Annotated in this window: 9 protein-coding genes; 6 read left to right on the top strand and 3 right to left on the bottom strand. The window is 44.8% G+C overall.

Annotated elements, in window-relative coordinates; translation table 11 throughout:
- Nucleotides 1-668: 668 nt before the first annotated feature.
- From OSC7112_RS07780 to atpC, 3 genes are all read left to right on the top strand, one after another.
- A complete protein-coding gene (locus OSC7112_RS07780) occupies nt 669-1,457 on the top strand; it encodes a PEP-CTERM sorting domain-containing protein (protein WP_015175396.1) in 789 nt (262 codons plus the stop codon).
- A 138-nt stretch (nt 1,458-1,595) separates the two neighbouring features.
- Complete coding sequence (gene atpD / locus OSC7112_RS07775; RefSeq protein WP_015175395.1) at nt 1,596-3,053, top strand: F0F1 ATP synthase subunit beta; 1,458 nt, start codon at nt 1,596-1,598, stop codon at nt 3,051-3,053.
- A 183-nt stretch (nt 3,054-3,236) separates the two neighbouring features.
- On the top strand, nt 3,237-3,644 hold the full coding sequence (gene atpC / locus OSC7112_RS07770) for an ATP synthase F1 subunit epsilon (protein WP_015175394.1): 408 nt from the start codon (nt 3,237-3,239) through the stop codon (nt 3,642-3,644).
- 89 nt (nt 3,645-3,733) lie between these two features.
- Here the strand turns inward: atpC and OSC7112_RS07765 are convergent, their stop codons facing one another.
- Nucleotides 3,734-4,033 (bottom strand): DUF7734 family protein, encoded by a 300-nt coding sequence (locus OSC7112_RS07765; protein WP_015175393.1) that lies wholly within the window; start codon nt 4,031-4,033, stop codon nt 3,734-3,736.
- 188 nt (nt 4,034-4,221) lie between these two features.
- On the opposite strand from OSC7112_RS07765, the gene OSC7112_RS07760 reads away from it, so the two are divergent.
- The 3 genes from OSC7112_RS07760 (at nt 4,222) to OSC7112_RS07750 (ending at nt 12,404) form a co-directional block, all read left to right on the top strand.
- A complete protein-coding gene (locus tag OSC7112_RS07760) occupies nt 4,222-5,280 on the top strand; it encodes an aliphatic sulfonate ABC transporter substrate-binding protein (RefSeq protein WP_015175392.1) in 1,059 nt (352 codons plus the stop codon).
- A 117-nt stretch (nt 5,281-5,397) separates the two neighbouring features.
- Nucleotides 5,398-8,673 (top strand): response regulator, encoded by a 3,276-nt coding sequence (locus tag OSC7112_RS07755; RefSeq protein ID WP_015175391.1) that lies wholly within the window; start codon nt 5,398-5,400, stop codon nt 8,671-8,673.
- Between the two features lie 335 nt (nt 8,674-9,008).
- The gene (locus OSC7112_RS07750) at nt 9,009-12,404 is read left to right on the top strand and encodes an ATP-binding protein (RefSeq protein WP_015175390.1); all 3,396 of its coding nucleotides are present in this window, start codon (nt 9,009-9,011) and stop codon (nt 12,402-12,404) included.
- A 48-nt stretch (nt 12,405-12,452) separates the two neighbouring features.
- On the opposite strand, the gene OSC7112_RS07745 is transcribed toward OSC7112_RS07750, so the two are convergent.
- Nucleotides 12,453-12,725, bottom strand: a complete 273-nt coding sequence (locus tag OSC7112_RS07745; RefSeq protein ID WP_015175389.1) for a peptidoglycan-binding domain-containing protein — start codon at nt 12,723-12,725, stop codon at nt 12,453-12,455.
- 220 nt (nt 12,726-12,945) lie between these two features.
- Nucleotides 12,946-13,227, bottom strand: a complete 282-nt coding sequence (locus OSC7112_RS07740) for a peptidoglycan-binding domain-containing protein (protein ID WP_015175388.1) — start codon at nt 13,225-13,227, stop codon at nt 12,946-12,948.
- Between the last annotated feature and the right edge of the window lie 730 nt (nt 13,228-13,957).

Raw genomic sequence — 13,957 nt, 5'->3', positions numbered from 1 at the left:
ACCTTAAAAAACCGGGTTAATTCGTCCGGGACTGTCGGTGAAAATATGGCACCGAACGCGAGGTTTAGGGGTTTAAAAAGCTCGGAATATTAGTCGAAAGTACGTAAGTACCGATCGCCTGTTATACAGCTTGCTGAGAGAGGCAAAAAAATCGCTCAAATCCCTACTCGCGGTCGCCGCTGCTTCTTTCTGCATGGGGCGAGCAGCTTGCAGACCGCTTTCAGGAGCAACTGACTCAACAGCGGACGTTCTCTCAAAAACTTTATATTTTTTGGATTAACTTTACCAAAACTTTATAAAGCTCCAGTAAAATTTTTATGTATTTTTGATGAAAGCCAATAGTTGCAAGTCTTGCACTCAACTTGAGACCGTTACCGAAACGAAGTAAGTGTAGTAGGTTGGAAGTCTAGGCAGGATGAAATTCTTGCTGTTACAGATTAAACTGTGGCAATCTGGTGTCAGTGAAAACTCTTAGAAGAAGCACTCATTTACTCCAAAACACCCTTAAGTGAGATCTGTATGTAGATTCACTGGTGTGGAGCCTCTTCTTGAGGTTTGACGATCGTCCTAAATATCGCAGGCTCGCGATCGTCGATTCGTGTCACGGCAACAGGGCATTTAGGGCATTTTCCGCCTTACTACCTAACAATACTGGAGGAATCAGGGTTATGACTACCTTAACGCTAGTCAAAAAAACATCTTTTACAGTCGCCAGCTTGGCAACCACAATGTTGCTCAGCATCTGCACGCCCGTCCGAGCTTTCATGTTTGGCACTGGCGGCATCCAGTTCGATCGAGATACCAATATAAACTTTACATTCGACCAATCTCACGGCAATTACCAATCCAGCTTGTGGGTAGCCCAAGCTGAGTCAGGAAACACTGGCTACAGCAACATCGCCAGACTGTTTTACGAGACTAAACCCTCAGATAACGGCAGCGCGGATGACTGGCAGGGAAGCTTCGGCAACGCAGTCACCTCCGACAACGGCTCCATCACCCAAACCTTCAAATTTTTGCAGGATCAAACTTATGCCCTCCTGCTGTGGAGCGACAGCGGCACCGGCAAACAATTCGAGCAGTACGCTTCCAGCAGCAGGTTCATGAACAGCCCCAAATGGTTTGCCGCCAACACCCAGTTCCGAAGAGATGACTGTCTGGTGGCGGGCTGTCAGCAAGCCGTGTTTGGCAACTTTAATCTCGACTACAACTCCACCAACTCATTTACCAACATCAACGGCGGTAAAGGCCCAGAACAATTTTCATCGGTCACCATGACCCAACTGGCTCAGGGCACAAAAATCTCCTTCGACGATGTTGGAGGAGGAAACGACTTGGACTTCCAAGACTTCAGCGTATCGGCTGAGTTAGCACCCGAACCAGTCACAGTGTTCGGGACTATGCTGGGGATCGGGGCTTTGGCTGCAGCTCGCAGGAAAAAAAAGCGAGGGCAGTAACCATAAAAATGACTCTTAACCAGCCCCATACAAATCTAAATAGTGCGTCTGTTCAGTGGTAATCTGAGGAATAGCATTTCTAAATGTTAAGACTTTTTCCATAACGGGAAAAATAGCATCCTAACAAAGGCACTATTCATGGTATCCACCGCAGAAAAAACGAACGTAGGCTACATCACCCAAATTATTGGACCGGTTGTAGACGTAAAATTCCCAGGCGGCAAACTGCCCCAAATCTATAACGCTCTCACAATTTCCGGCAAAAACGAAGCAGGTCAAGACGTTTCCGTTACCTGCGAAGTTCAGCAACTGCTCGGAGACAGCCAAGTGCGTGCAGTTTCCATGAGTACCACCGACGGCTTGGTGCGCGGCATGGAAGTAGTAGATACCGGCGAATCGATCCAAGTTCCCGTCGGAACCCCAACTCTGGGCCGGATTTTTAACGTCATCGGTCAACCCGTAGACAACCTCGGCCCGGTCAATACTTCTGAAAGTATGCCCATCCACCGCAACCCGCCGACTTTCACCGAACTGGAAACCAAGCCTTCGGTGTTTGAAACTGGGATCAAGGTGATTGACCTGCTCGCCCCCTACCGTCGCGGTGGCAAAATCGGTTTGTTCGGCGGCGCAGGCGTCGGCAAAACCGTGATTATGATGGAACTCGTGAACAACATCGCCAAAGCTCACGGCGGCGTGTCCGTGTTCGGCGGTGTGGGCGAGCGCACCCGCGAAGGCAATGACCTCTACAAAGAAATGATCGAGTCGGGGGTTATTGACGAAGAAGACCGCAGCAAGTCGAAAATTGCTCTGGTTTACGGTCAAATGAACGAGCCGCCCGGTGCTCGGATGCGCGTGGGGCTGTCGGCTCTGGCGATGGCCGAATACTTCCGCGATGTCAGCAAGCAAGACGTGCTGCTGTTCATTGACAATATCTTCCGGTTCGTGCAAGCGGGTTCTGAGGTATCGGCTCTGTTGGGTCGGATGCCTTCGGCTGTGGGATATCAGCCGACTCTCGGTACAGACATGGGCGACTTGCAAGAACGGATTACTTCGACTACCGAAGGTTCGATTACTTCAGTTCAAGCTGTGTACGTACCTGCGGATGACTTGACTGACCCCGCACCGGCTACGACTTTTGCTCACTTGGACGCTACAACTGTGTTGTCTCGCGGTTTGGCTGCCAAGGGTATTTATCCGGCTGTTGACCCGCTGGATTCTACATCTACGATGTTGCAAGTTAGCGTTGTCGGCGAAGAGCACTATGGTGTTGCTCGTCAGGTGCAGTCAACTCTGCAACGCTACAAGGAATTGCAAGACATTATTGCAATTTTGGGCTTGGACGAGCTGTCGGAAGATGACCGCTTGACAGTTTCTCGCGCTCGCAAAATTGAACGGTTCTTGTCTCAACCGTTCTTTGTGGCTGAAGTGTTCACCGGTTCCCCCGGCAAGTACGTCAAGCTGGCAGACACCATTAAGGGCTTCCAGATGATTTTGGCTGGCGAACTTGACGAATTGCCGGAACAAGCTTTCTATTTGGTGGGCGATATCAACGAGGCGATCGCCAAAGCTGAAAAAATGAAAGCTGACGCCAAGTAATTTTAGTCATGAGTCAGTAGTCATGAGTCAGTAGTCATGAGTCAGTAGTTATTAGTTATTTGTTATTAGTTATTGGTTATTGGTAACAACTGACAACTGACAACTGATAACTGACAACTGACAACTGACAACTGACAACTGACAACTGACAACTGACAACCGACAACTGAAAACTGACAATTTATGACATTAACTGTGCGCGTAGTGGCCCCAGACAAAACTGTTTGGGATTCTAATGCTGAAGAAGTAATTCTGCCGAGCACCACAGGCCAACTGGGTATCTTGAGCGGTCACGCTCCAATGTTGACGGCTTTGGATACCGGAGTGATGCGCGTCCGTCCCGGCAAGGAATGGGTGTCTATTGCTCTGATGGGCGGCTTTGCAGAAATCCAAGAAAACCAAGTGACTATTCTTGTCAACGGCGCTGAAAAAGGCGAAACCATTGATAAAGAAGCTGCTCGTACTGCTTACACCGAAGCAGAAGCTCGTTTGGAAAAGTCTGCTAGCGGCACTTTGCAAGAGCAAATTCAAGCCAAGCAAGCAATCAAACGCGCGAGAGCTCGTTTCCAAGCTGCCGGCGGCACGCTCTAGTAAGGGTAAGGACATAGTGCTTTTGTAGTAGGGACACAACATTGTTGTGTCCCTGCTGTTTTTCTCGCGTTGTGTCCCTAATGCCAGAGCTAAACTCCCGCCTCGGACAATAGAGATTGCATGGTTTCCCAAGATAACCCCTGCTGAAGATAGCGGGGGTTATTTGGATTGTAGGGGCTCTCCAGGCGATCGACACTGACAATTTTTGCTTCCTCCGGCAAAACAGGAACCTCTGGATCGCTCGCGGTCGATCGCGTCAGGGAGCTAGAAAAGCCTTTAAAAATAGCAATTTCATCGAATTCGCCGTCAATTTCGGCCTTGACGATTAAAACTTCGCGCGATCGTTTTACCGTGTATTGTTCCAAGCGACGAGCAATAGAGTCAGCCATAGCAAATCTCACTTTCCGGAAATCTGCTATAATATAGCTTAATTTTGTGGCTAATTTCAGGAGCAGCGAGCCAATATTTTATTCTTAATTTAACCGTTTTTAACCGCCCGAAGTAAGCGCACATAATATAATTAATCTAAATACAATAAATCATTTTTATGAGGTAAAACCTACTTGTCCGATATTGTATGAGCCACAAAAAAACTGGGTTTAAATCATTAAATATTAGTTTAATTTCTATTAAACAGCGTTTTAATTGGGGATATGCGCTGTTATTTATACTGTTTGTTTGCTTGAGTTCAGCCATTGCAAGTTGCAACTCAGAGCTAATAAATAACTCTCTAGCAAAAACCCAAAATGCACCCTCAAACTTAACAAGAGTTGTAAGAATCGGGCATCAGCGTTTCGGAGCGCTGTTTTATCTCAAAGCTAAAGGCTCTTTGGAAAGACGTTTAGCAAAAATGGGGTGGTCTGTAGAATGGACAGAATTTGCTGCAGGGCCGCCAATTCTAGAAGCAATAGGAAAAGGAAAAATCGATCTGGGTTATGCAGGAGTTGCGCCGCCAATTTTTGCCCAATCAGACGGCGTACCTTTTGTTTATATTGCTAATGATTCCGCTTTACCGGGAAGCATTGGCATCATAGTTCCTGAAGATTCTCCTATTCGGACTCTAGCGGATCTCAAAGGCAAGAAAATAGCAGCAACTCGGAAAACAGCAGGTCACTATTTGTTAATTCGGGCGTTAACTCAAGGTGGCTTGGAGTTAAAAGATGTCCAATTCGTCGATTTGCCGCCGCCAACAGCTCAGCAAGCATTTGTGAGAGGCGAGGTTGATGCTTGGGCTATTTGGCAGCCGTTTCTAGCTCAGTTACAGGAAACGATGCCTGTTCATTTCTTGACTAACAGTGACGGACTGATGAATGATCGAAACTTCTATTTGGCAAGTCGCTCTTTTGCTAGCGAGTTTCCCGATATTGTTAAAATAGTGATGGGAGAAACGCGACAGATGGCTACTTGGATAACTAAGAATACCGAGCCAGCAGCAGAATTTATCAGCGCTCGAAGGGGAATGAAAATAACCACAGCTATCATGTTAACGAAAAGCCGCCGCTACGATGTGCTGCCAATTCAAGACAGGGCTGTTGAAGAACAGCAGCGGATTGCGGAAATTTTCTTTCGGTTGGGACTGCTTCCCGATCGCATTTGGATTGAAGATGTTATCTGGAAACAAAAATTAGATCTATAAAACCATAACTCAGGCAAAGGTAACAAGAAATCAACGATCGCGATTCCGCAAGTCTTAAAAATGTGAAATTGGGTGTATCCTATAAAGTGAGTTCAAACTGTTAACTGGCAGAATCTAATGTCCTCAATTGCCAATCAACTGCGTTACGGTTTTGTCTCGATTGTTGTGGCAAGCGTATTGATGGCGGGAAGTACCTTAGCTTACCTCAGCTTTCGGGGACAAATAGAACAGACAAAACAGCTTCAGTACGAGCGATCGCAAGCTGCTGCTGTCCAAATTAGCGCTTATCTAGATAACTTGCAGCGCCAACTCAATTATTTGTCAGAATTGCGCGGTTTAACAGAATTTAATCCTGAAACTCAGCGCAGCATTCTTGAAGGATTGGTCAACAGCAACAGCGCCTACGAAGTGGTCGGAATTTTTAACAGTCAAGGTCAAATCCTACAGGCGATGTCGCCTTACGAATCCTTCTCTATCTACAGCTTAAATTTAGCAGGTATTTCAGCAGAAACACCTGTGTTTTGGGAGACTTTTCGGCAAAGTCAAAATTATGTTAGTCCAGTAGATGTAGATTTAAAAACAGCAGTTAATGTTGTTAATTTAGCAGTGCCTGTTCGCGACAATAACAATCAAATTGCCGGAGTATTATTTGCCAGAGTTAGTCTCAATTTTTTAACTCAAATTGCCGCCCGATCGCAAGTTGGAAAAACTGGATACAGCTACGTTCTCGATCACCGATCCGTACTGATTTCAGAAACCGGAAGCAAGATTAATCCGTATTTACTGCAAGATTTGCGAGGGCGATCCTTTGTGCGAGAGTTATCCAAATTAGCTTTAGCTTCGGCGATTCAATCTCCGATCGTTTATCGAGGCTTGCGCGGGGAAGAAGTTATTGGCACGGGTGCGATCGTGCGGAGGGTTCAGTGGATGGTGGTTGTAGAGCTACCTACAGCCGAAGCTTACGCTCCCGTGCGTAACCTCCTATACGTCATGGGTGCAGTTACCCTCGCCAGCGCCCTCGTCGCCGTGGGTTTGGGAGTGGCTTTTGCTCGATCGATTACACATCCTTTGGAATCCCTAACATCTGCCGCTACTAAAATGAGTAGCGGAATGTTTGAAACTCGGGTAAATATTGCGGCATCTAACGAACTCGGAAAATTAGCTAATGCTTTCAACAGCATGGCGGGTCAATTGGAAGTATCTTTCACAAAATTAGAGCAGCAAAATGCCCAATTGCAGCGACTTGACAAACTCAAAGACGAATTTTTAGCCAACACTTCTCACGAACTCCGCACCCCGCTTAACGGAATTATCGGTTTAACTGAATCATTGCTCGACGGGGCCACAGGACAATTGCCAGAAGCGACTATTTCCAACTTGGAAATTATTGCATCTAGCGGCCGAAGACTGTGCAATCTCATCAACGACATTCTCGATTTCTCGAAGCTGAGACACAAAAATATTGAACTGCAAATCAAGCCTGTTGGCATCCGAGAAATTGTCGATATTGTGGTGACTCTTTCTCAACCTCTAATTGGTACAAAAAATTTGCAGTTAATTAATTCAGTCACTGCCGACATTCCCCTCGTGGATGCGGATGAAAATCGGGTGCAACAAATTCTTTATAACTTAATCGGAAATGCGATTAAATTTACCGACAATGGTACTGTAGAAATTTCCGCTAATGCGATCGGCTTGGACTCGCCGCCTTTGGCAGAAAAAGAAAGTTCATTAACAAGCCAGCTTCAATCTTTAATTGTCAGGTCAAAACTGCAAATTACGGTATCCGATACTGGTATTGGCATTGCTGAAGATAAATTAGAACGAATTTTTAAATCTTTTGAACAAGCAGATGGTTCCACTTCTAGAGAATACGGAGGAACAGGTTTAGGTTTGGCCGTGACAAAGAAGTTAGTCGAGCTGCACGGCAGCGAAATTCAGGTATATTCAAAAGTAGGTATGGGTTCGCAGTTTACCTTTAGTTTGCCAATCTCTCAAAATCAGTATCTCGACCGCAAGCAGTTGCCAGCAACGGTTCGGCCGTCTTTAGTTTCAAGAACCAACGATCGCAAGTTAATAACTAATGCAACTGCTGCACCAACTTTTAATGATAACAGTTTGAGCGATGATAAAGAATGCCAAGAAAACAGTCGGGTTAAAATCTTGATTGTAGATGACGAAGCTGTGAATATTCAGGTATTGGCTAACAATTTACTTCTCGAAAAATATGCGCTCGCCAAAGCTAGCAGCGGTAGAGAAGCTTTAGCCCTTATAGACAGAGGCTACAAGCCCGATTTGATCTTGCTAGATCTGATGATGCCGCGGATGACAGGTTACGAAGTTTGCGAGAAAATCCGGGAGAAATTCACCGCTATAGAAGTGCCAATTGTGATGCTAACTGCCAAAAATCAAGTATCTGACTTAGTGCAAGGTTTCAATGCAGGAGCCAATGATTTTTTAACTAAACCGTTTGTCAAAAATGAATTGCTAGCCAGAATCAAAACTCACATCCGTCTGGCAAAAGTCAATGCAGCTTACGGTAGATTTGTCCCCCACGACTTTCTGCGATTTTTGGGACACGAAAGTATTGTTGATGTCCGACTAGGCGATCAAATTCAGAAAGAAATGACAGTTTTATTTTCTGACATTCGCTCCTTTACGGCTATCTCAGAAGGGATGACTCCCCAAGAAAACTTTAGTTTTCTCAACAGCTACCTCAGCCGAGTGAGTCCGGTAATTCGCGCTCACCAAGGTTTTATCGATAAATATATTGGCGATGCGATTATGGCACTATTTCCTGAGTCGGCAGATGATGCTGTTTGCGCGGCGGTGGAAATGCAAAAACAAGTTATGGTTTACAACCAGCACCGACAACTCAGCAATTACGCGCCGATTACGATCGGCATCGGTTTGCACGCGGGTAGTTTAATGTTGGGTACGATTGGTGAGCAAGAACGGATGGAAAGTACGGTGATTGCTGATGCGGTGAATCTCGCGTCTCGCTTGGAAGGACTGACTAAGGTTTACGGGGCGGGCATTCTAGTTAGCGACTCAATTCTAGAGCGTTTGGGCGATCGAGAAAAATATATGTGCCGATTTGTCGATCGAGTCACAGTAAAAGGGAAAAAATCTGCCGTGTCCGTGTTTGAAATTTATGATGCAGAAACAGAACAAAGCATTGAACTAAAACAGGAAACTGCTGCTGAATTTAAACTGGGTCTGGAGTTTTATTTCGAGCGAAAATTTAGTAAAGCGCAAAAAATATTTAAGGATATTTGCGAAATAAATCCTCAAGATAAGTTAGCAGCAATTTACTGTCAGCGCTCTCTGAAGAATCGAATGTATGGAGTGCCAGAAGGATGGTCGGGGATAGAAGCTTTGGATGAAAAGTAGGGATACGGCAATGCCGTGTCCGGCGCGGGGAGTAAGCTGTCGCACATTTAAATTGTAGATTCAGGGCGGGCGGGACGCCCAACCCCTACACCCCACAAGACTTTAATTTTTTTTGACATACCATTTAAATGCCGCAACAGCTTAGGACAGGGCATCCCCATGTCCCTGCAGTTCGCTTTTAATTTTAATAATTTGGTATAAAATTGAGGATGGTAGAAACGAGATCGGGTCATCCTTGCGTAAGTTTTGTTTAAGTACAAAATGGTTTATAATACTTACCAGAGGTAAGTTTTCGCTCCGAGTATTAATTGGGTCTTTTAAGCTAAATTAATGTTATGTCAACTCTTTATCTCAAGCGCTTAGTTGCCAAACTGTCAGTCAAAGCGAGCCTGCAAACTGTACTCATAGTTCCGTTTGTCTTGCAAGTATTTGCAGCAGTGGGTATTGTAGGCTATTTATCATTTAGGAACTCTCAAAAAGCAGTAAATGACCTTGCGGATCAGTTGATGGGAGAGGTGAGCAATCGCATCGAGCAAAATTTGAGGACTTATCTGCAAACTCCGCACCAAATCAATCAAAGCAAGCTGGATGCAGTGAAACTGGGTTTTTTGAACATGAAAGACTTGTCAGCTTGGGAAAAGTATCTGTGGCGGCAAGTGCAATTATATCCTTATATCAATTTTACGTCGATCGCTAATCAAGATGGAGAATATCGCACCGGCGAAAAGATGTCCAACGGCACTTTATTGATTAACGCCTCGGGCCCTTCTACAAATTTTGATTTTTATTCTTACAATACTAATGATACGGGCGATCGCACGACAGTAGCAGCCTACGTCAAAAACTTCGACATCCGACAGCACCCTTCCTACTCCTATGCGGCTCTAGCAATCAAACCAACTTGGAGTTCAGTTTATATATCCTTCCTAGAACCCACCTTGATCCTCAGCGCGCTGCAACCAGTTTACAACAGCCAGAAACAGCTAGAAGGAGTATTAATTACTGCTTTGCGTCTCGACAGTATCGGTCAATTTTTAACCAGCCTCAAAATAGGCAAATCAGGTCAAACTTTTATTATCGAAAGAAACGGCACGCTGTTGGCAACTTCCACACCCGAAAAACCTTTTCGCACCCAAAACGGTAAAAAAGAACTGTTTAAAGTTACAGAAAGCAGCGATGCAGTAACGCAAACTACAGCTAAATATTTAGAAAGTCACTTTCAAAACTTCCACCAAATTACCAAATCGCAGCAAATCCATTTTGAGATAAACGGGAAGCAGCAATTTTTAAAAGTCCTGCCCTTCCAAGACGGCAAAGGTTTAGATTTGCTGATTGTTGTCGTCGTTCCCGAAGCCGACTTTATGGAACAAATCCATGCCGGCAACCGAACTACAGTTTTGCTATGTCTGGCAGCGTTGGGCATGGCAACTGTGCTAGGAATTCTCACTTCTCGCTGGATTATCAAACCTCTTATAAAATTAAAAAATGCAGCAATAGCTTTGTCTGAAGGACAATTTGACCAAACTGTCAAGCTCGAGCGATCCGACGAGTTGGGCGTACTTGCCGCTGCTTTTAACAGCATGGCAGCACAACTGCAAGCATCTTTTACTGCCTTAGAAACTAAAAATACCGAATTGCAGCGACTCGACAAACTGAAAGACGAATTCTTAGCCAATACTTCCCACGAACTCCGCACTCCCCTCAACGGCATTATTGGGATTGCAGAATCTTTAATAGACGGTGCTACCGGACAACTGCCAGACTCAACAAATTTTAACTTAGCTTTGATTACATCGTCGGGGAAAAGATTGTCTTCTTTAATTAACGATCTTCTGGATTTTTCTCAGCTCAAACACAAAAAGCTCGAACTGCAAATTAAGTCCGTCGGGCTTCGAGAAATAGTCTCTGTAATTCTCACTTTGTCTCAGCCATTAGTAGGCAAAAAAAACTTGCAGTTGATTAACTCAGTCGCTCCTGAATTGCCGCCAATAGCAGCCGACGAGAATCGGTTGCAGCAAATACTTTACAACTTAATCGGCAATGCGATTAAATTTACCGAAAGCGGCAGAGTTGAAATTTCAGCAGAATTGGTAACGGGCAACGCACAATCACCGCCTAATTCCCAATTAGCGATTACTGTATCGGACACCGGTATTGGCATCCCCGAAGATAAATTAGAGCGAATTTTTGAATCCTTTGAACAAGCTGACGGTTCCACTGCTAGAGAATATGGCGGCACGGGTTTAGGGTTAACTGTTGCCAAGCAATTAGTGGAATTGCACGGAGGTAAAATTTGGGTATCTTCAACTGTAGGCGTCGGTTCCCAATTCATCTTTACTTTGCCCGTATCTGAGAGTCAGCCGGAATTTAGCAGCAGACAGCCGCGTTTAAGCGAGAATTATCCCATTTTTATCACTCCTGAATTAGCCCGCCAATCATCTATAATAAATTCTCCGAGATCGGACAATAGCGACTTGCTAGAAACTGAAAAAATAAAAGTTTTGGTAGTCGATGATGAGCCCATTAATATTCAGGTAATCATCAACAGTCTTTCTATAGAAAACTACGAGATTACTCAAGCCAGCAACGGCTTAGAAGCTGTAAATCTGATTGGATCGGGATTTAAGCCGGACTTAATTTTACTCGACGTAATGATGCCGCAGATGACTGGTTATGAAGTGTGTCGAGAAGTTCGCAAAAAATACTCGCCGTTAGAAATGCCGATTCTGATGCTGACGGCTAAAAATCAAACTACTGACTTGGTAGAAGCTTTTAACTTAGAAGCAAATGATTATGTAACTAAACCTTTTATCAAAAAGGAATTGTTGGCAAGAATTAACACGCAAATTCGCCTCGCTAAACTGAATGCAGCCTACGGCAGGTTTGTGCCGCACGATTTTCTCAACTTGCTGGAAAAGCCGAGTATTATTGAAGTAAAATTAGGCGAAAATCAGGAAAGAAATATGACCGTGCTGTTTGCTGATATTCGCTCTTTTACGGCGCTTTCAGAACAGATGACACCGCCTGAAAATTTTGCATTTATTAATACTTATTTGGGAAGGGTTAGCCCTGCCATCAGGAAAAATAACGGGTTTATTGACAAATACATTGGGGATGCAGTCATGGCACTGTTTCCTACATCTCCTGAAGATGGTGTACGAGCAGCAATTGATATGCAGAAAGAAGTAAATATCTACAACCAGCAGCGAGAAAAAAATGGCTTGTTTCCGATCGCGATCGGCGTCGGTTTGCACGCGGGAAATTTGATGTTGGGTACCATTGGCGAGCGAGAACGCATGGAAAGTACCGTGATTGCTGATGCCGTGAATCTGGCGTCTCGTTTGGAAGGATTGACTAAAGTTTACGCCGCCAGAATTCTAGTTAGCGGTGCAATTATCGATCGCCTCGACGATCCAGAAAAATATAAGTACAGATTTGTCGATCGAGTAACGGTGAAAGGAAAGACAAATGCTGTGTCGGTGTTTGAAATCTACGATACAGAAACAGAGCAGAGCATTGTACTCAAGCAGCAAACTGCGGAGATTTTTCAAGAAGCTCTCAATTTTTACTACGAGCAAAAATTTGTGGCCGCCCAAAAAGTATTTCAGAATATTTTACAAATCAATCCTGACGATCGGGTAGCAATGCTGTATTTCAAACGCTCTCGCAAGTATCGAATGTACGGAGCGCCGGAGGGGTGGTCTGGGGTCGAAACTTCGACAGAAAAATAGGGCGCGCACTGCACGCCCTACTCTCTTTAAAAGAGGCTTGCACAAACTTTAAAAGATATTTGTACAAACACCCAATTTATTCCACGTTTTAGGGCCGACAATGCCATCAGCAACGATTTGTTTTTGCTGTTGAAAACTGATGACTGCTTGTTCGGTTTTCGGGCCGAATCCTCCATCAGTATTTAGAGAAAATCCGCTGGCGTTCAAGAGTCGCTGAAGGTAGCGAACGTCCTCATTTTGAGTGACGCCATCGTTGCGTTCGAGTAGGGGAAAATAACGGCAGGAAGGTAATTCCATGTGAATTGCGTTTGTGGTTGGCATGGTTTGATTCTCCATTGGTTGTTTGCAAGTGGTTTAAAAGCACAGAAGTGCGGAAAAGATGTTAATTAAAGTCCTGGATGCACTTTTGACGGGCATAAACGAGGTTTCGGCTTCGCTCAACCACCAAGTTTTTTAGCGTTTGTGGGGGAGGAAAGGAAGTATTGCTGTGAAAAAACCCAGTTTCTTGCTACCGGTGCGGCTAGGATTAGTTAACTTGGACTTAACATCCGGGTTCATCTGTATAACAAGCGCCTAATAGACTCCAAGTTTGAGGGCCGACAATGCCATCAACAGCAATGTTATTTTCCTTTTGAAATTTGATGACTGCTTGTTCGGTTTTTGGGCCGAAGAATCCATCAGTTGCGACGGGATATCCCTTTTTAACTAAGGATTGTTGGAGATAGCGCACGTTTTGATTGGCAGTGGTACTATTATTTCGTTGCAGTGTGGGCAGTGAAGAGCAAAGAGGCAATTGGGTGTAAATTGAATTTGTGGTTTGCATGGTTTGATTGGGGATTAGTGGTTTGCAAGTCGTTTGAACTTGCTATTCCCCAGTTGTAGCTGTGGGGGGAAGTGCTTTAACAGTCGCTTTTTATAGTGACGCTTATCTGGGGTAGCTCAGATGAGTGACAGCCGGCTATCAAATCCGTTTTGTACAAAGTAATTGTCAAAGGCAAACAGCGGCGAATTTCCATTGTTTATCAACTTTTAGCATCTTTGCCACCAGCCCCACACCATAAGTAATATCACATCCGTTAGCATCGGAATAAGCTGTCGCGCATCTAAATTAGATTTTTAGGGCGGGCGGGACGCCCACCCCACAAAACTTTTAATAAAAATTACTATACAAATTAGATGCACGCCAGCTTAGTAAATTCGAGTTCACGGCGTTGACTGTTGACGGTTGACTGTTGACACCGTGAACAGTCAACCGTCAACAGTCAACATGATTCCGGTGTAACCGGAAATGATATAAGGCGGCGCCAAAAAACGCCCTCTGCAAACAAGGGCAAAGTCTCCAAAGGCTCTCTAATGGCTGATTTAAACCTGTTTACATAGTGTTGCATTATGCGGTTTAATCCCGTCTACCTACTTACCTGTACGGCTGTCGGTGTCGGGATGGATAGGCAGATTGACGTAGAGAAAGCGAGGCAATCAATCCTGTCACGGTGTAATCGATCCACTGTTGTATAAGCTGAGTAAGGGTCTTTTCTATAGAGGAGGCAAAAATA

Source organism: Oscillatoria nigro-viridis PCC 7112, from assembly GCF_000317475.1.
GTDB classification, from domain to species: domain Bacteria; phylum Cyanobacteriota; class Cyanobacteriia; order Cyanobacteriales; family Microcoleaceae; genus Microcoleus; species Microcoleus nigroviridis.
This window is presented reverse-complemented; position numbering and strand designations above follow the sequence as displayed.